The 16,044-nt window shown below is 69.9% G+C and carries 18 protein-coding genes; 9 read left to right on the forward strand and 9 right to left on the reverse strand.

All coding sequences use genetic code 11. The annotated features are described in order from the left end of the window. Positions 1-57: 57 nt before the first annotated feature. Positions 58-1,443 carry a serine hydrolase domain-containing protein gene (locus ACFV0T_RS06605; RefSeq protein WP_385775156.1) on the forward strand — a complete coding sequence of 462 codons (1,386 nt, stop codon included), beginning with the start codon at positions 58-60 and terminating at the stop codon, positions 1,441-1,443. Positions 1,444-1,520: 77 nt separating this feature from the next. Here ACFV0T_RS06605 and ACFV0T_RS06610 read toward each other — a convergent pair whose 3' ends face one another. Together ACFV0T_RS06610 and ACFV0T_RS06615 are read right to left on the reverse strand one after the other, a co-directional pair. Then, positions 1,521-1,973: a GNAT family N-acetyltransferase gene (locus tag ACFV0T_RS06610; RefSeq protein ID WP_385775158.1), complete on the reverse strand. Its 453-nt coding sequence runs from the start codon at positions 1,971-1,973 to the stop codon at positions 1,521-1,523. 9 nt (positions 1,974-1,982) lie between these two features. Continuing rightward, on the reverse strand, positions 1,983-2,441 hold the full coding sequence (locus tag ACFV0T_RS06615) for a MarR family winged helix-turn-helix transcriptional regulator (RefSeq protein WP_385775160.1): 459 nt from the start codon (positions 2,439-2,441) through the stop codon (positions 1,983-1,985). A gap of 139 nt (positions 2,442-2,580) precedes the next feature. Between ACFV0T_RS06615 and ACFV0T_RS06620 the strand changes: the two genes are divergently transcribed. Continuing rightward, a complete protein-coding gene (locus tag ACFV0T_RS06620; protein ID WP_385775162.1) occupies positions 2,581-3,789 on the forward strand; it encodes an MFS transporter in 1,209 nt (402 codons plus the stop codon). 83 nt (positions 3,790-3,872) lie between these two features. Then, positions 3,873-4,292, forward strand: coding sequence for a heme-binding protein (locus tag ACFV0T_RS06625; RefSeq protein ID WP_385775164.1), 420 nt, complete (start codon positions 3,873-3,875; stop codon positions 4,290-4,292). A 62-nt stretch (positions 4,293-4,354) separates the two neighbouring features. Here ACFV0T_RS06625 and ACFV0T_RS06630 read toward each other — a convergent pair whose 3' ends face one another. Continuing rightward, positions 4,355-5,221, reverse strand: coding sequence for a GNAT family N-acetyltransferase (locus ACFV0T_RS06630; protein ID WP_385775166.1), 867 nt, complete (start codon positions 5,219-5,221; stop codon positions 4,355-4,357). A gap of 196 nt (positions 5,222-5,417) precedes the next feature. Between ACFV0T_RS06630 and ACFV0T_RS06635 the strand changes: the two genes are divergently transcribed. Further along, positions 5,418-6,050, forward strand: coding sequence for an HAD family hydrolase (locus ACFV0T_RS06635; protein WP_385775167.1), 633 nt, complete (start codon positions 5,418-5,420; stop codon positions 6,048-6,050). A 417-nt stretch (positions 6,051-6,467) separates the two neighbouring features. Continuing rightward, positions 6,468-8,135 (forward strand): globin domain-containing protein, encoded by a 1,668-nt coding sequence (locus tag ACFV0T_RS06640; RefSeq protein WP_385775170.1) that lies wholly within the window; start codon positions 6,468-6,470, stop codon positions 8,133-8,135. Between the two features lie 15 nt (positions 8,136-8,150). Here ACFV0T_RS06640 and ACFV0T_RS06645 read toward each other — a convergent pair whose 3' ends face one another. The 5 genes from ACFV0T_RS06645 to ACFV0T_RS06665 form a co-directional block, all read right to left on the reverse strand. Beyond that, entirely contained in the window at positions 8,151-8,633 is a 483-nt protein-coding gene (locus ACFV0T_RS06645) for an NUDIX domain-containing protein (protein ID WP_385775173.1), read from the reverse strand. An 88-nt stretch (positions 8,634-8,721) separates the two neighbouring features. Then, complete coding sequence (locus tag ACFV0T_RS06650; protein ID WP_385775175.1) at positions 8,722-9,627, reverse strand: LysR family transcriptional regulator; 906 nt, start codon at positions 9,625-9,627, stop codon at positions 8,722-8,724. A 226-nt stretch (positions 9,628-9,853) separates the two neighbouring features. Further along, a complete protein-coding gene (locus ACFV0T_RS06655) occupies positions 9,854-11,038 on the reverse strand; it encodes a cystathionine gamma-lyase (protein ID WP_385775177.1) in 1,185 nt (394 codons plus the stop codon). Further along, on the reverse strand, positions 11,035-11,526 hold the full coding sequence (locus ACFV0T_RS06660; RefSeq protein WP_385775179.1) for a low molecular weight protein-tyrosine-phosphatase: 492 nt from the start codon (positions 11,524-11,526) through the stop codon (positions 11,035-11,037). Before ACFV0T_RS06660 ends, ACFV0T_RS06655 begins: the two co-directional genes overlap by 4 nt. 7 nt (positions 11,527-11,533) lie before the next feature. Next, on the reverse strand, positions 11,534-11,914 hold the full coding sequence (locus ACFV0T_RS06665) for a phage holin family protein (protein WP_385775181.1): 381 nt from the start codon (positions 11,912-11,914) through the stop codon (positions 11,534-11,536). A 60-nt stretch (positions 11,915-11,974) separates the two neighbouring features. Here ACFV0T_RS06665 and ACFV0T_RS06670 point away from each other — a divergent pair, with 60 nt between their 5' ends. The 4 genes from ACFV0T_RS06670 (at position 11,975) to ACFV0T_RS06685 (ending at position 14,251) form a co-directional block, all read left to right on the forward strand. Continuing rightward, the gene (locus ACFV0T_RS06670; RefSeq protein ID WP_385775183.1) at positions 11,975-12,292 is read left to right on the forward strand and encodes a cupin domain-containing protein; all 318 of its coding nucleotides are present in this window, start codon (positions 11,975-11,977) and stop codon (positions 12,290-12,292) included. A gap of 146 nt (positions 12,293-12,438) precedes the next feature. After that, entirely contained in the window at positions 12,439-12,651 is a 213-nt protein-coding gene (locus ACFV0T_RS06675; RefSeq protein WP_385775185.1) for a DUF5326 family protein, read from the forward strand. Between the two features lie 196 nt (positions 12,652-12,847). Further along, positions 12,848-13,714, forward strand: coding sequence for an IclR family transcriptional regulator (locus ACFV0T_RS06680; RefSeq protein ID WP_385775187.1), 867 nt, complete (start codon positions 12,848-12,850; stop codon positions 13,712-13,714). A gap of 99 nt (positions 13,715-13,813) precedes the next feature. Beyond that, positions 13,814-14,251 (forward strand): SsgA family sporulation/cell division regulator, encoded by a 438-nt coding sequence (locus ACFV0T_RS06685; protein WP_385775189.1) that lies wholly within the window; start codon positions 13,814-13,816, stop codon positions 14,249-14,251. A 187-nt stretch (positions 14,252-14,438) separates the two neighbouring features. On the opposite strand, the gene ACFV0T_RS06690 is transcribed toward ACFV0T_RS06685, so the two are convergent. Further along, the gene (locus tag ACFV0T_RS06690; RefSeq protein ID WP_385775191.1) at positions 14,439-16,040 is read right to left on the reverse strand and encodes a YibE/F family protein; all 1,602 of its coding nucleotides are present in this window, start codon (positions 16,038-16,040) and stop codon (positions 14,439-14,441) included. Between the last annotated feature and the right edge of the window lie 4 nt (positions 16,041-16,044).

The raw sequence follows: 16,044 nt of genomic DNA on the forward strand, positions 1-16,044 counted from the left end.
GCCCGCAACCGGCGAAATGCGCTCGACGCGGGGTGTCCGGCCGGGTGGACTGGGCCCATGACGTCTTCTCACGAACAACTCCTTCCCGGCACGCGCCGTGCGCTGCTCCACCGGATCGCCGTGGCGCAGGCCGAGGGGCGTGCGCCGTCGCTGGTCGCGGCCGTCGTACGGGACGGGCAGGCCCTGTGGCACGGTGCGCGTACCTCGGTGGACGGGCACGGGCCGGACGAGAACGTGCAGTACAGGATCGGCTCGATCACCAAGACCTTCACCGCCGTTCTCGTCCTGCGGCTGCGCGACGCGGGCGTGCTCGACCTGGCCGATCCGCTGGAGAAGCATCTGCCGGGCACCGGCGCGGGGGAAGCCACCATCGCCGACCTCCTCGCCCACACGAGCGGGCTCGCGGCGGAGTCGCCCGCGCCATGGTGGGAGCGCACCCCCGGATCCATGCGCCCCGAACTCGCCGACGTGCTCGGTGAGCAGCCCTTCCTGCACCCCGTCGGCCGTCGCTTCCACTACTCGAACCCGGGCTACACCTTGCTGGGCGCGCTGGTGGAGGAACTGCGGGGCGCCCCGTGGGAGGACGTTCTCAGGCGAGAAGTGCTCGAACCCCTGGGCCTGGACCGGACAAGTGCCCAGCCTCTGGCGCCCCACGCGGGCGGGTGGGCGGTACATCCCTGGGCCGACGCGCTGCTTCCCGAACCCGTAGAGGATCTCGGGCGCATGGCACCGGCCGGTCAACTCTGGTCCACCACGGGCGACCTGGCCAGGTTCGCCACCTTCCTGGCCCGGGGCGACGAGCGGGTGCTGAGCGCCGAGAGCGTACGGGAGATGCGCACGCCGGCTGCGCCGCCCGAAGCCGCGGATGTGGCGGACGGTGTCAGCTACGGCCTCGGGATGCAGATCCAACAGCGGGACGGACGGCTGCTCGTCGGCCACTCGGGTTCACTGCCGGGCTTCCTCGCGAACCTCACGATCAGCGTGGACGACGACATTGCCGCGGTGGTGCTGGCCAACTGCACCTCCGGGCCGCTACTGGGCGCGGTGGGAGCCGACCTCGTCCGTATCGTCGCGGAGGCAGAGCCACGGATCCCGGCGCCCTGGCGCCCGCTTCCCGAAGTCGACCCGGCGGTACTGGAGCTGGCGGGGCAGTGGTACTGGGGGACCCATGCCTTCGCGTGGCGGCTGACGGCCTACGGACTGGCCTCGCTGGAGCCGCTGACCGGCAACGGTCGGCGCTCGCGGTTCCGGGCGAACGGCGACGGCACCTGGACGGGGCTGGAGGGGTACTTCGCCGGAGAGCTTCTCCGGGCCGTACGGCGCCCGGACGGGTCCGTGGACCACCTGGACCTCGGGTCGTTCGCGTTCACGCGTCAGCCGTACGACGAGGCGGCTTCGGTGCCCGGTGGTGTGGACCCGGAGGGGTGGCGAGGCGTCAAGTAGGGCCTTCGGCGCTGCGCGGGTATGCGTCGACGACCGGGGGCGGCCTGTTTCACGTGAAACAGGCCGCCCCCGGTCGTTCAGAGCTGGAGCTTGAAACCGACGTGTGACGCCGTGAAGCCGAGCCGCTCGTAGAAACGGTGTGCGTCCGTGCGGGAGTTGTCGGATGTCAGCTGCACCATCCGGCAGTTCTGGCGCCGGGACTCGTCGACGGCCCACTCGATGAGCTGGGTGCCCAGGCCACTGCCGCGTTCGTCCGTGTGGATCCGTACGCCTTCGATGATCGCGCGGGCGGCGCCCTTGTGGGAGAGGCCGGGATTGACCGTCAGCTGAAGGGTGCCGATGACACGGCCTTCGCGCACCGCGACCATCACATGCTGGTTCGGATCGGCGGCCAGCCGCTCCAGCGCCGTCAGGTACGGGGTCAGGTCTTCCGGTGACTCACGCTGTGCGCCCAGCGGATCGTCGGCGAGCATCGCCACGATCGCCGGGACGTCCTCCGCCGTGGCGGGCCGTATTTCGAGATCTGCCATGGTCGCAGCCTATGCGGGCACGTTCAGCGACTCCACGACCCGGACCAGCGGTGCGAGCTCGGGGCTCTTCGCGGCCTCGTCGAGCGCCTCGCGCAGGGCGGCGTCATTGGTGGGCCGCGCCTCCGACAGCAGCTCGAGGCCGGCCTCGGTGACGTTGGTGTAGATGCCGCGCCGGTCGGTGGGGCACAGGTAGCGCTCGAGCAGGCCACGGTCCTCGAGCCGGGTGACCAGCCGCGTGGTGGCGCTCTGGCTGAGGACGACCGCGTCGGCGACCTGCTTCATCTGCAGATGACCGCCCTCGCCGTCGTGCTGCCGGCTGAGCACGTCGAGCAGGGAGTACTCGCGCACGCTCAGTTCGTGCCGTGCCTGTAGGGCGCGCTCGATGTTGGCCTCGATCCTCCCGTGGAGCAGGGAGAGGGCGCACCAGCCTTGGGAGAGGGCGGTGAGCGCGGGGTCCGTCGCTGTCATGGGTTCCTCCGTCCCGGAGCGGCTGAATCCAGGATAGGGCACGCCCGCAATAGCCCGCTGTTGCATATAACCCGCGTGTGCAACTATTGTGGGCGCACGCAAAGCGCATCTGCAATCGTTTGGGAAGGTTGGACCCTCCATGCCTCTCGCGCTTCTGGCCCTCGCGATCGGGGCCTTCGGAATCGGGACGACCGAATTCGTGATCATGGGCTTGCTGCCCCAGGTCGCAGGCGACTTCGGGGTCTCCATCCCCACCGCCGGCTTCCTCGTGACCGGCTACGCGCTCGGCGTCATGTTCGGCGCTCCGCTGATGACCGTCCTCGGCACCAAGGTCTCCCGCAAGCGGATGCTGATGCTGCTGATGGTCCTGTTCATCGCCGGCAACCTGCTCTCCGCTCTCGCCCCCACGTTCGCCGTGATGCTGATCGGCCGCGTGGTCGCCTCCCTCGCCCACGGCGCGTTCTTCGGCATCGGCTCGGTCGTCGCCGCCGACCTGGTGGCCCCGGACAAGAAGGCCGGAGCCATCGCGATGATGTTCACCGGCTTGACGGTCGCCAACGTCGTCGGCGTCCCGCTGGGCACCCTCGTGGGACAGAACGTCGGCTGGCGCGTCACCTTCGGCCTTGTCGCCGCGCTCGGCGTCGTCGGCCTGGCGGGGGTCGCCAGGCTGGTCCCGGAGATGCCTCGGCCCGAGGGCGTACGCCTGCGCCATGAACTGGCCGCCTTCAAGAACGTCCAGGTCCTGCTCGCGATGGCGATGACCGTCCTCGGCTTCGGAGGCGTCTTCGCGGCCATCACCTACATCGCGCCGATGATGACCCATGTCGCCGGTTTCGCCGACGGCTCCGTCACCTGGCTGCTGGTCCTCTTCGGTCTCGGCATGGTCGGTGGCAACCTCGTCGGCGGCAGGTTCGCCGACCGTGCCCTGATGCCCATGCTGTACGTCTCTCTCGGCGCCCTGGCCGTCGTCCTCGCCCTGTTCACGCTCACCGCACACAACAAGGTGCTGGCGGCCGTCACGATCGGTCTGATCGGCGCCCTGGGCTTCGCCACCGTCCCGCCGCTCCAGAAGCGCGTCCTCGATCAGGCGCACGGCGCCCCGACCCTGGCCTCGGCTGTGAACATCGGCGCCTTCAACCTGGGCAACGCCCTCTCGGCCTGGCTCGGCGGCCTCGTCATCGCGGCCGGCCTCGGCTACACAGCTCCCAACTGGGTCGGCGCCGCCCTCGCCGCGGGTGCCCTGCTCCTCGCCCTGCTCTCAGCCGGCCTGGAGCGCCGCGACAGCGCGTCCGGCGCCGTCGTCGCGGACGCGGCGCCCGCCGAGCAGCGGACGGCCGTCCACCACTGAGCCCCCGGGATGCGAGGCCGGTACCGGCCCCGCACCCCTCGGTCCACCGCCCCTCGAGAAACACCCGCAAGGAGACAACCCACGTGAGCACCACCACCTTCGCCCCGCTGACCATCCAGGACGCCGAGGCCCTCGTCACTGTCGCCCGGCAGGCCGCCGAGTCCGCCGGGGTCACGGTGAGCGTCACCGTCCTGGACGCGGGCGGCCACCTCCTCGCCTTCCGGCGGGACGACCGGGCCGTGCTGATCTCCGGGGAGACGAGCACCCGCAAGGCGTACACGGCGCTCCAGTTGAACGCGCCCACCGCCGACCTCGTCGACGCCGTACAGCCCGGAGGTCCCTTCCACACCCTGCCCACCGCGCTCGACCGGCCGCTGCTGTTCATCGCGGGTGGCGTGCCCGTGCGTCGTGACGGCCGTCTGATCGGCGCGATCGGCGTCGGCGGTGGCGCGCCGGAGCAGGATCACGGCTTCGCCACGGCTGCCGCGGACACACTCGTCTGACGCAGCCCGTGCGGCAGGAAGCGCCGGTTCCCGACGGGGGACCGGCGCTTTCGTCGCGAGCGTCAGCCCGCCGCCACGGTCACGGGAGCGAAGCGCCGAGTCCAGTCGCCCGGTAGTTCCGGGATGCCGTACGCCATGACCGCGTTGAAGGCGACCGGTGCGAGGCCCCGCTCCTTCACCCACGCCAGCAGTTCCTCGTGCCGTACGTCGATGTCGGTCCGCAACCGGCGGTCGGTGTGGGCGGCGAGGGAGGTGATGAGGGCCTTGGCCGTCTCCGTGTCGCGGGCGATCAGCGGGCCCACCACATGGGTGTCCATGTTGGGCCAGGCGGCCGCGTAACCGATGATCCGGCCGTTTTCCACGGCCACGCGGAGTTGGTCGGCGAAGGCCGGCAGACGCGTGACGATGTGGGTGCGATCAAGGCCGAACACCTCCTCGTCGAGCCGGAGGATCACCGTCAGGTCCTCGGCGGTGGCCGCACGCGTGACGACGCCGGACTGTGTCCCCCCGGGCGTGAAGTGACCGGCCACCATCTCGGCCCGTCCGATGGCCTTGAAGCCCAGCTCCTCGTACAGCGGACGGCCGTTCGGTGTGGCGTGGAGGGTCAGCGGGGTGGGTCCCGTCGCGGCGACCACGTGGTGCATCAGACCACGCCCAACGCCCTGCCGAGCGTGCCGTTCGGCGACCAGCACCATGCCGATGGCCGCCAGATCGGGCTGGTCCCGCGGGCCGTACTCGGTGACGACACACGCGGCGACAAGTCCGCCGACGGGGTCGTCGATGCCGTAACCCTTCCCGGAAGTGAGCAGGAAACCCCACTTGTGCTCCTCCCTGGGCCACCTCCGATCCTCGGACAGGTCGGCGCAGGCGGAGAGATCGCGAAGCGTCAGCCGGCGGATGGGGAGAGCGGCGGGGGAAGGAGTGGGCACGCAGGTCAGGCTGTCCGACGGGGACCCTCGGCGTCCACCTGTTTCAGGGGAGACGCACGTGCTTTTGGCCATGTCGCGGCCAGCCCCCACAGAAGGCGAACCGGGCAAAGGGCGTTTCACGTGAAACATCGGCGAGCGACCGGCGATGCGTGGCCCCGCTCGGCGCTGACAGGGCATGCCACTAGCCTCAGGAACCATGGCGCGCCTTCATCTCTTTGATCTCGACGGCACGTTGCTGCACGGCACTTCCGCTCCGGTGGAGATCTCACGGCAACTCGGTCGGGAAGCCGAGGCGATGGCGCTGGACCTGGCGGCCTCGACGGGGCGGGTGGAACCGCCGGAGTACGCGGCACAGGTCCGCGCCCTGTGGGCGCATCTCACGGAGGCGCACGTCACAGCGGCTTTCGAGGGAGCACCGTGGCTGACCCGCATTCGTGAGGTCTGGGCGGCGATCAGACAGGAGGGCGACTACTGCGCCGTCGTATCCCTCTCGCCGTCCTTCTTCGTGGAACGGCTTCTGGGCTGGGGTGCGCACGCCGCATACGGTTCGCGTTTTCCCGCGATTCCCTTCACCGAACCCGTGGACCCTGCCGGAGTGCTCAATCCCGCGGCCAAGGTACGGGTCGCCGATGTGCTCTGTCGGGAGTTCGGGGTGACGAGAGCCGACTGTGTCGCTTATGGCGACTCGCTGTCGGACAAGGACCTGTTCGGAGTGGTATCCGTCTCGGTTTCGATCAATGGGGACGGCCATCTGTCCGGTCTCGCGACCCATGCCTACGAGGGGAAGGATCTATGGGATGCCTATGAATTGGTGCGTGGCGCCCGGTAATTGAGAAATTCACGGTTCGCCCGACACCGCCGCCCACCCTGAGGAAGGCGGGACTTGTGTGCGGAGCGGTGGCCGGTAGGGTCGACTCCGGTTCGTGGCCGGGTTCGGTCCTGGGCGGGGTGTGTACACCCTGCGCGGACGGAGAGCAGTGCAGCGTAAGGGACGGAGAGATCGAAGACTCGCATTTTCGACTATGCGACGAGGGCGGCCGCCCGGAGCGGGACGCTGTTGTGTGCACTGCGGCTCATGTCACACTCCCGCCCTACTTGTCGGTACGGAGTGGGATTGTGGGTTGAATATGGCCGCATTGGCCATGGCACCGAACAGGCACCGAAAGCCGTCTACGGGGGAAAGCAGGCACCTTCCGACCGAGGAAGCGCGCAGACCGACCGAAAGATGTTCGAGGCGAGGCACACCATGGACGCTCAGACCACCGCGTCGGCCGACAACGGCACTTCCGGCGGCGGGAGCGGCTGGTTCACCCCGCGCAAGGAGCCGGAGTCGGCTCCGGGCGGCGAACGGGAGACGACCGAGGGCAGCCGCCTGGCCGCGATGCGCCCGATGGGCCGGACCCACTCGGCCTCGGGCAGCGGCCCGCTGACGGAGGCCACGGCAGGCACCGACCGCGTGGCCGCGCCGACCGACCCCCGAATACGGCCGCCGGCGGATGCGCCGCACACCACCCCCCGGACACCGTCGGCAGAGGCCGCTGCACCGGTCTTCCCCCGGACCCCGCCGACGGCACCCGCGTCTCGGCCCACCGAACCCCGGCCGGCGCCCACCGACCCGTCGGTCACCCGGTCGATGGCCCCGGGCCCGGCTCCGACCGCCGCACCGTCTGCCGCGCCGACCCTGGTACCGGCCGCGCCCGCCGGGGCGCCTGCGCCCGGCGCGGAGCCGTCCGTCTCGAGTGGAGCCGCGTCCGCAGAGCACCGCGTGCCCGCCCAGCGGTCCACGCCCGCGGTGCAGGAGTCCCCGGACGCCTTTCTCATCCGCCGGACGATGGCGGAGGTCGCACCCGTGGCCGACAAGGTCACCTCGTATTTCTACGCTCTGCTCTTCGTGCGCCATCCCGAGCTGCGCTCGCTGTTCCCGGCTGCGATGGACACCCAGCGCGACCGGCTGCTGAAGGCGCTGCTCACCGCCGCCGAACACATCGACAACACGCCGGTCCTCGTCGACTACCTGCAGAACCTCGGCCGCGGTCATCGCAAATACGGCACCCGGGCCGAGCATTATCCGGCCGTCGGCGAGTGCCTCATCGGTGCGCTCGACAAGTTCGCCTCCGCCGTCTGGGACGCGGAGACGGAGGCGGCCTGGGTGCGGGCGTACACGACGATCTCCCAGGTCATGATCGACGCAGCGGCCGTCGACGAAATGCGCGCCCCGGCCTGGTGGCACGCGCAGGTCGTCTCGCACGATCTCAGGACCCCGGACGTCGCGGTCGTCACCGTCCGACCGGACCAGCCCTACCCCTTCCTCGCCGGGCAGTACGCGAGTGTGGAGACCCCTTGGTGGCCCAGGGTCTGGCGGCACTACTCCTTCGCCTCCGCGCCCCGCTCGGACGGACTGCTGACGTTCCACGTGAAGGCGGTTCCCGCGGGCTGGGTCTCCAACGCGCTGGTGCATCGCGCCCGGCCCGGCGACGTCATCCGCCTCGGCCCGCCGACCGGCTCGATGACCGTCGACCACAGCTCCGACAGCGGACTGCTCTGCCTCGGTGGCGGGACCGGCATCGCCCCCATCAAGGCACTGGTCGAGGACGTCGCCGAGCACGGCGAACGCCGGCCGGTAGAGGTGTTCTACGGCGCCCGCACCGGCGACGACCTGTACGACATCGACACGATGCTGAGGCTTCAGCAGTCCCACCCCTGGCTCTCCGTGCGGACTGTCGTCGACCAGCAGGCGCACGTCCAGCTTCCGGACGCGATCCGCGCCTACGGCCCCTGGAACGAGTTCGACGCGTATCTGTCGGGCCCACCCGGAATGATCCGCAGTGGGGTCGACGCGCTGCGGGACATCGGCATCCCCTCGAACCGCATACGCCACGACTCGGTGGAGGAACTCGTCGTCACCGGGAACTGAGCCGATCGCGGCCGGTCAGCCCAGGTCGGGGGCGTGCATGGCCCGTACGCCCTCGATGTTGCCGTCCAGGTAGTGCCGTAGCGACAGCGGCACCAGGTGCACGGAGGCGATCCCGACCCGGGTGAACGGAACCCTGACGATCTCGTATTCACCGGCGGGCTCGTCGACCTCGGGGCCGTGCCGCAGGGCCGGGTCCATGGACTCCAGGCGGCAGACGAAGAAGTGCTGCACCTTCACCCCGGTCGTGCTGCTGTCCGCGCCGATGTGTTCGACGGTGTCCACGAAACAGGGCACCACATCGGTGATCTTGGCGCCGAGCTCCTCGTACACCTCACGGTGCAGGGCGTCGACGACGGTGGTGTCCTCCTGCTCCACCCCACCACCGGGCGTGACCCAGTAGGGATCCACGCCGGGTTTGGTGCGCTTGATCAGGATCAGGTAGTCGCCGTCCAGGAGGACGGCTCGGGCGGTGCGCTTGACCACGGGTCGGACGGTCATGGGAGAAATGTGGCCCGGTTGGTTCCACGTGAAACATCGCGAACCGTCATCGGACGAGCCCGCCCCGTGACAGCGCGCGGGATCAGGGTCAACACCAGTCGCTTGAAGCCTGTTGCAACCACTCGTGCGCCCGGGCGATGTGCGGCATCGCCAGCGTGCCGGTGCGCACCACGAGGAAGTAGGTCCGCAGCGGCGGCACCACGGGTTCGTGCAGCGTGACCACGTCACCGCGCTCCAGAGCCGGGGCGCACAGATAACGCGGCAGCACCGCCAGCCCGGCGCCCGCGCACGCGCAGGCCAGGACGGCGCGCAGGTCGGGGACGACGACGGCACCGGAAGTGGCGGGCCGGGAGTCGAAGACGGAGGCCCAGTAGCGGGAGACGAAGGGCAGCGACTCGTGCACCTCGACGACGGGGAGGTTCTTCAGGGCGGGTGCGCCTTTGCGGCGCAGCTTCCAGTGCCCGATCCGCTCGGCCCAGCCGGGGGCCGCGACCAGGACATGTTCCTCGTCGCACAGCGGAGTCGCGGTGAGCAGGGCACCGCGCGGACGGGCCGTGGTGATGGCCAGATCATGATGTCCGGCCGCCAGCCCTTCGAGGATCTCCTCGGTGTTGCCGAAGGAGGCCCGCAGGGCGAGGCGCTGACCGTCGTCGCCGGTCAGCGCCGTCAGCGCGGGCAGGGCCCGCTCCGCGGTGAACTCCGGGGGGCCGGCCAGGTGCAGGGTGCGTAAGGAGGACTCGTCGTCCAGGCCGGTCTCGGCTATCTCGACCAGGGCGTCGAGATGGGGCGCGGCCTTGTGGGCGAGTTCGTCGCCGATGGTCGTCGGTGTCACGCCACGGGCCTGCCGCAGGAAAAGGGGCCGGCCCACCTGTCGTTCCAGGGTGCGGATCTGTGAGGTGACGGCCGGCTGGGAGAGCCCGAGCAGGGCCGCGGCACGAGTGAAGGAGCCGGCGCGGTGCACGGTCACGAAGGTGCGCAGCAACGCGAGATCCATGCCGCGCCCTCCCCTCTCACCGCCCGCCCAGGCCCCCCGGCCGGGCCAACTATAAATATGTCGATAGGTCTCTGTCGCTACTGTGATTGGACACTGACACAGAGTCAACTAGCCTTGTGCGCGCGGTTCTCGGCGAGTGGAACCGAGGACGGTCCGAGCCACGAGGGGGGAGGCTCGGACCGTCCGTTGTACGTAGCAGGACACCGATGGGGCGTCGGCGGACCGGTCAGTCCGCCGACGCCTCCAGCGCACGCAGTACATCCGCCACCAGGTCCACGGGGTCCTCGGCACCGACGGACAGGCGGATGAACCCCTCGGGCACCGCGTCGCCGCCCCAGCGGCCGCGCCGCTCGGCTGTGGAGCGCACTCCGCCGAAGCTCGTCGCGTCGTCCACGAGCCGCAGCGCGCCGAGGAAACGGTCGGCACGCGCGCGCGTGGGCAACGTGAAGGACACCACACACCCGAAGCGTCGCATCTGCCGCGCGGCGATCTCGTGCGAGGGGTCGTCGGGCAGCCCCGGATAGCGCAGTCCGGTCACCTCGGGCCGCCCCCGCAGCGCCTCGGCGAGGGTCAGGGCGGAGGCGTTCTGCCGGTCGACGCGCAGCTGGAGTGTGGCGATCGAACGGTGCGCGAGCCAGGCCTCCATAGGCCCGGGGATCGCCCCCACGATCTTGCGCCAGCGGCGTACGGTGGCCATGGTCTCGGCATCGCGACCGGTGACGTATCCGAGGAGGATGTCGCCGTGCCCGGTCAGCTGCTTGGTCCCGCTGGCCACCGAGAAGTCGGCGCCGAGTTCCAGCGGGCGCTGTCCGAGCGGTGTCGCGAGGGTGTTGTCGACGGCCACCAGGGCACCTTGCGCGTGTGCCGCCTCGACGAGCCGTCGGATGTCGCACACGTCGAGTCCTGGGTTCGACGGGGACTCGATCCACAGCAGCCTGGCGCCGTCGAGGACGTCGAGCTGGGCGTCGCCGCCGGTCGGTGCGGTACGCACCTCGATGCCGTACGCCTCCAACTGGGCACGCACCAGGGGCAGCGCCTGATACCCGTCGCCGGGCAGCACGACCGTGTCTCCCGCGCGCAGCTGGGAGAAGAGCACCGACGAGATGGCGGCCATCCCGGAGGCGAAGACGAGCGTCTGGGCGCCGTCCTCGGCCGGCGCCTCCAACTCGCCGATGGCCCGCTCCAGAAGCGTCCAGGTCGGGTTCTCGTCGCGGCCGTAGGTGTAGGGGCCCGTAGGGTCACCCGGCAGATGGAAGTGGGCGGCGAACACCGGCCCCGGCAACGTCGGCTCGTGCTTGACCGGCGCCGGCAGTCCCGCCCGCACCGCGCGCGTCCCGTCACCGTCGGTCGGAGCCCCCGCCGAACCGTTTCTGTTGTCCCCGGTCGCGTGGTCCCCGGCAGAGTCGCTCATGCCGCCCGCCCTTCCACCTGTTCACGTACCGCGGCGAGCAGCCCCGTGCTCGCCGCCTCCACCATCTCCAGGCACTCCTCGAAGCCGTCCGTGCCGCCGTAGTACGGGTCCGGCACGTCGAGGTCGTCGACGGCGGCAGGGTCGTACGAGCGCAGCAGCCGTACCTTCCGCGCGTCCTCCTCGGTCGGTGCGAGGCGGCGCAGCGCCGCGAGGTGGCCGTGGTCGAGGGCGATCACGAGGTCGAGGCGGGAGAACCAGGACGAGCGGAACTGCCGGGCCGTGTGACCGCTGGCGTAGCCGTTGTCCTCCAGGACGGCGACGGTGCGCGGGTCCGCTCCGTCGCCCTCGTGCCAGCCGCCGGTGCCGGCACTGTCGATCTCGACCCGGTCGTCGAGCCCGGCCTGCGCCACGCGCGCGCGGAAGACGGACTCGGCCATCGGCGAGCGGCAGATGTTGCCGGTGCAGACGAAGCAGACGCGGTAGGTCATCGCTCGCTCAGTCCTTGCCGTCGGGCAGGACGACGTTCAGGGCCCAGGAGACGACCGAGATGATCAGGCCGCCGAGGACGGCGGTCCAGAAGCCGTCGACGTGGAAGCTCAGGTCGAGCTTGTCGCACACCCATGAGGTCAGCAGCAGCATCAGCGCGTTGACGATGAGGGTGATCAGGCCGAGCGTGAGGATGAACAGCGGGAAGGTGAGTACCTTCACGACCGGCTTGACCAGGAAGTTCACCAGTCCGAAGACCAGGGCGACGAGGATCAGGGTGCCGACCTTCTTGCCCGTGCTGTCACCGGTCAGGGTGATCTTGTCGAGCAGCCAGACGGCGACCGCCAGAGCGCCCGCGTTGGCGATCGTCTTGACTACGAAATTCTTCATGTGTCTGATCGTGGCAGAAGAGATCGGATACGAGCAGTGGTGTGAGGGCGGACAAGAGCGATGAAGGCATTCCGGCTGGACGAACTGGAGGCGGAGCGCGCCGCCAACGACGGCGCCTACCTGCAGTTTCTGCGGGAACGGCACATGTCGGCCGGCCTGTACGCGCTCGACGCCGGTGATCACGATGCACAGAAGCCGCACAACCAGGACGAGATCTACTTCGTGGTGAGCGGCCGCGCCTCGATCACCGTCGGCCTGGAGACGACGCCGGTGGCGCGCGGCAGCGTGGTGTACGTTCCGGCCGGGGTCGCCCACAAGTTCCACCACATCAGCGAGGACCTCAGGGTCCTGGTGGTCTTCTCTCCGCCCGAGGCCTGAGCCTCTCCCTCGGGGTTCCCTAGGGGAACGGTCAGGGGAGGACAAGGGGTGCGCGGCCCCCGCCGGCCCCCCTGCCGGCCCTAGCATCGACGGCAGGACATCAACAGGTCCCGGACAACCGGGCGGAGAAGCAAAGGACGAGGGCGATGCGAGAGATCTTCGCGGGACTGCCGTGGTGGGTGAAGTGGATCGCGGTGCCGGTCATCGCTCTGTTCGTGTTCGGCAGCCTCATAGCCACGGTCGTCGGCATCGTGATCGGCCTGCTCTTCAAGGCGCTGATCTTCGTGGCCCTGGTCGGCGGACTGATCTACGTCGTGCGTAAGTTCACCTCGAGCTCCTCGTCGCGCAGCGACTGGTGACCGCGCGGGCAATCGGTGACCGGTAACAGGAATCACCGGTTCCCTCGGGCGGGGGAAGTTTTCCGGACAGCCCGGCTGCAAGCGGTGGGAGCCGGATAAAGTCCGGAATCCCACGCGGGGCGGACCCCGCGGGCGGCGTACACCCCCCACCCGTGTTCCCCGCGCGGGCTGCCCCCTCGTGCAACCGGAGTGACCCTTGGCCACGGCTGACACCGCATCCGCGGATCCGCAGGCTCCCTTCGCGCGGCCGCGCTCCGCCCCCTCCCTGGTTCAGCGTCCGCCCTCCACGTCGGTTCCCGAGCAGCCGCATTCCGCGACGACCACCCTCATCGGATCGGTGCAGCGCGCGATGCGTCTGCTGGAATCCGTCGCCACGCACGCACACGGAGCCCCGGCCAAGCAGCTGGCCCGTGAGACCGGACTCGCCCTGCCCACGGCCTACCACCTGCTGCGCACCCTTGTGTACGAGGGCTATCTGCGCCGTGACAAGGGGCTGTTCTTCCTCGGCGAGGCCGCCGAACTGCTGAGCAGTAGCGGAGCGGGGCAGAAACGTCGCAGCACGGTCGTCGACGCGCTCGCGCGATGGCGTGATTCCATCGGTGTGCCCGTGTACTACGCCGTGTACCGCGGAGGCGAGATCGAGCTCCTGTGCGTCTCCGACACCCCGGGCAATCCGGCGGTCGAGGAGTGGGCCGACTTCCGTGAGACCGGGCACGCGCATGCCATCGGGCAGTGTCTGCTGTCCCAGCTGGACGACGAATCCCGCCGCGACCACCTGGACCGCTATCCCGTGCAGTCCCTCACCCCGTACACGGTGCGTGACAGCCACACACTGCTGCGACGGCTGGAACGCACCAGGAGGACCGGCCCGGTGACCGAACGTCAGGAGTACGCGCTGGGGACGGTGTGCGCGGCTATCCCGATCACACTGGGTGCGACGGCCGCGACGATGGCCATTTCGCTGCCCTCCCATCAGGCCGACCGGCTGCTCCCCGCCGTGCAGCAGTTGCAGGCCGAGATCGGACGCCTGCTGGGGTCGTTCGGGCTCTCTATCAGCATCTGAAAAATCACTCCTTGTGATCTGCCATGTACGTTCAGCAAGATGCCACCAAATGTCAGGGGTTCATTCCCGGCCATTCGACGGCATATGACGGGGTAGGCGATGCGCGAGTCCGTACAGGCAGAGGTCATGATGAGCTTTCTCGTCTCCGAGGAGCTCTCCTTCCGCATCCCGGTGGAACTGCGCTACGAGTCCTGTGATCCGTACGCCGTGCGGTTGACCTTCCACCTTCCCGGAGACGCCCCGGTGACCTGGGCGTTCGGGCGGGAACTCCTGATCGACGGGGTGGGCCGGGCGTGCGGTGAGGGGGACGTGCGGGTCTCGCCCGTCGACCCCGACTCGCTGGGCGAGGTCCTGATCCGGCTTCAGGTCGGCGTGGATCAGGCGTTGTTCCGCTCGTCGACCGCGCCGCTCGTGGCCTTCCTCGACCGCACGGACAAGTTGGTGCCGCTGGGCCAGGAAGGTTCGCTCGCCGACTTCGACGCCCATCTCGACGAGGCGCTGGACCGCATCCTGGCCGAGGAACAGAGCGCGGGCTGAAGCGAGGGCGCCTGGGGGCGTCGGACGCGTCAGAACGGCGCGTGGAGGGCATGCAGGAACGCTTCTGTGGGCTCCCTGAGGGCCTGCAGGAACGCTTCTGTGGAAGTCGGGTGGGAACGCCACGGCGCTGCCGCTGTGGCGTTCGGGTGACGCCGGGCCGAGGCGTTCGGGTGATGTCAGGCGTGCGTCACCGCTTGCGCCGTCGGCCCCTTCCCGCGCGTGCCGGAGCCGGCGGGGCACCCGTCGGGCCCGTGGTGACGGCGCCGTCCTGACCCGACCGGTCGGCCGCGACCACCAGCGCCGCGAGCGCGGTGGTGACCGGCACCGACGCGACCAGGCCGATGGAGCCCACCAGCGTGCGCACGATCTCCTCCGCGACCAGCTCGCTGTTGGCGACCGTGCCGACACTGCTCTGCGCGATGGAGAACAGCAGCAGGAGGGGCAGCGCCGCGCCCGCGTAGGCGAGGACGAGCGTGTTGACGACCGAGGCGATGTGGTCACGGCCGATGCGGATGCCCGCCCGGTACAGCCCCCGCCAGCCCATCGACGGATTGGCCTCGTGCAGCTCCCAGACCGCCGACGTCTGCGTCACCGTCACGTCGTCGAGGACACCGAGCGACCCGATGATGATGCCGGCGAGCAGCAGACCGCTCATGTCGATCGCCGGATACAGACCGTGGATCAGACCGGTGCTGTCGTCGGTGTTGCCGGTGAGCGAGGCCCAGTCGATGAACAGCGAGCCCAGGATGCCGATCAGCACCAGTGAGATCAGAGTGCCGAGCACCGCCACGGATGTGCGGGCCGACAGTCCGTGGCAGACATACAGGGCGATCAGCATGATGGCGCTCGACCCCACCACCGCCACGACCAGCGGGTTCGAACCCTGGAGGATGGCGGGCAGGATGAAGAAGTTCAGGATCAGGAAGCTGATGGCCAGTGCCACCAGCGCCATCACGCCACGCAGCCGCCCGACGATCACGACGGCGAGCGCGAAGATGCCCGCGAGCAGCGTCATCGGGATCCGGCGGTTGACGTCGGTGACCGAGTACTGGAGATCCTTCGGCGCGGAGGGCTCGTAGGCGACCACGACCTTCTCACCCTGGTGCAGCTGGCGCGACTGGTCCGGCTGGACGATCTCGGTGAACGTACGACCCTTGTCCGAACCGGTGTCGACCCGGATCGTCGCCTTCTTGCAGGTGCCGTTCGCTTCCTGCTGGGCGGAGGAACCCTCGGCGGTCGAGGTGTCGCCGGTCGGGGTGTCCCCCGAGGCGTTCACCGAACGACAGCTCACACCGTCCACTGTGGTGACCGTGGCCTGTTGGGTCTGCCGGTCGAACCCGACCCCGGTGCGCTCGTGTGCCGGGGCGCCACCGGGCCACAGCACCGCGAGGCCGACCACCACCGCCGCCGCGAACGGCACGAGGATCGCCGCGATGACCTTGCGCAGGTGCTTGGAGACGGGGGCGGCGGGGCCATGGCTGTGCGAATGACCGTGCCCGCCACCGGATCCGGGACCGTGTCCGCCGCCCGACCCCGGATCCTGATCCCCGGGTCCGTGCCCGTGCCCCCGCTCCGGTCCGTGTCCTGGTCCGGGGCCGTGCCCGGGCCCCGGCCCATGTACCGCCCCCTGCCCAGGTCCGGTGCCGTGTCCGGGGTGATGTCCGTGGGTGTGCCCTGCACCGGAACCATGGCCGTATCCGGGGCCGTTGCCGCTCCCGGTGCCGTGGTCGGCTCCGGGTCCGCGAGGCGGCTCCGGCGAGGGGTACGGCGGCTCGTGTGTCGTGGTCACCGAC

The sequence above is a fragment of the Streptomyces sp. NPDC059582 genome (genome assembly GCF_042735715.1).
GTDB lineage: Bacteria > Actinomycetota > Actinomycetes > Streptomycetales > Streptomycetaceae > Streptomyces.

What these genes read in the sequence shown, in the direction of transcription:
- ACFV0T_RS06670 (WP_385775183.1), top strand. Translation starts at nt 11,975, where the DNA reads ATGAAGGCATTCCGGCTGGACGAACTGGAGGCGGAGCGCGCCGCCAAC.
- ACFV0T_RS06640 (WP_385775170.1), top strand. Translation starts at nt 6,468, where the DNA reads ATGGACGCTCAGACCACCGCGTCGGCCGACAACGGCACTTCCGGCGGC.
- ACFV0T_RS06605 (WP_385775156.1), top strand. Translation starts at nt 58, where the DNA reads ATGACGTCTTCTCACGAACAACTCCTTCCCGGCACGCGCCGTGCGCTG.
- ACFV0T_RS06650 (WP_385775175.1), bottom strand. Translation starts at nt 9,627, where the DNA reads ATGGATCTCGCGTTGCTGCGCACCTTCGTGACCGTGCACCGCGCCGGC.
- ACFV0T_RS06645 (WP_385775173.1), bottom strand. Translation starts at nt 8,633, where the DNA reads ATGACCGTCCGACCCGTGGTCAAGCGCACCGCCCGAGCCGTCCTCCTG.
- ACFV0T_RS06620 (WP_385775162.1), top strand. Translation starts at nt 2,581, where the DNA reads ATGCCTCTCGCGCTTCTGGCCCTCGCGATCGGGGCCTTCGGAATCGGG.
- ACFV0T_RS06685 (WP_385775189.1), top strand. Translation starts at nt 13,814, where the DNA reads ATGCGCGAGTCCGTACAGGCAGAGGTCATGATGAGCTTTCTCGTCTCC.
- ACFV0T_RS06675 (WP_385775185.1), top strand. Translation starts at nt 12,439, where the DNA reads ATGCGAGAGATCTTCGCGGGACTGCCGTGGTGGGTGAAGTGGATCGCG.
- ACFV0T_RS06610 (WP_385775158.1), bottom strand. Translation starts at nt 1,973, where the DNA reads ATGGCAGATCTCGAAATACGGCCCGCCACGGCGGAGGACGTCCCGGCG.
- ACFV0T_RS06665 (WP_385775181.1), bottom strand. Translation starts at nt 11,914, where the DNA reads ATGAAGAATTTCGTAGTCAAGACGATCGCCAACGCGGGCGCTCTGGCG.
- ACFV0T_RS06615 (WP_385775160.1), bottom strand. Translation starts at nt 2,441, where the DNA reads ATGACAGCGACGGACCCCGCGCTCACCGCCCTCTCCCAAGGCTGGTGC.
- ACFV0T_RS06635 (WP_385775167.1), top strand. Translation starts at nt 5,418, where the DNA reads ATGGCGCGCCTTCATCTCTTTGATCTCGACGGCACGTTGCTGCACGGC.
- ACFV0T_RS06660 (WP_385775179.1), bottom strand. Translation starts at nt 11,526, where the DNA reads ATGACCTACCGCGTCTGCTTCGTCTGCACCGGCAACATCTGCCGCTCG.
- ACFV0T_RS06655 (WP_385775177.1), bottom strand. Translation starts at nt 11,038, where the DNA reads ATGAGCGACTCTGCCGGGGACCACGCGACCGGGGACAACAGAAACGGT.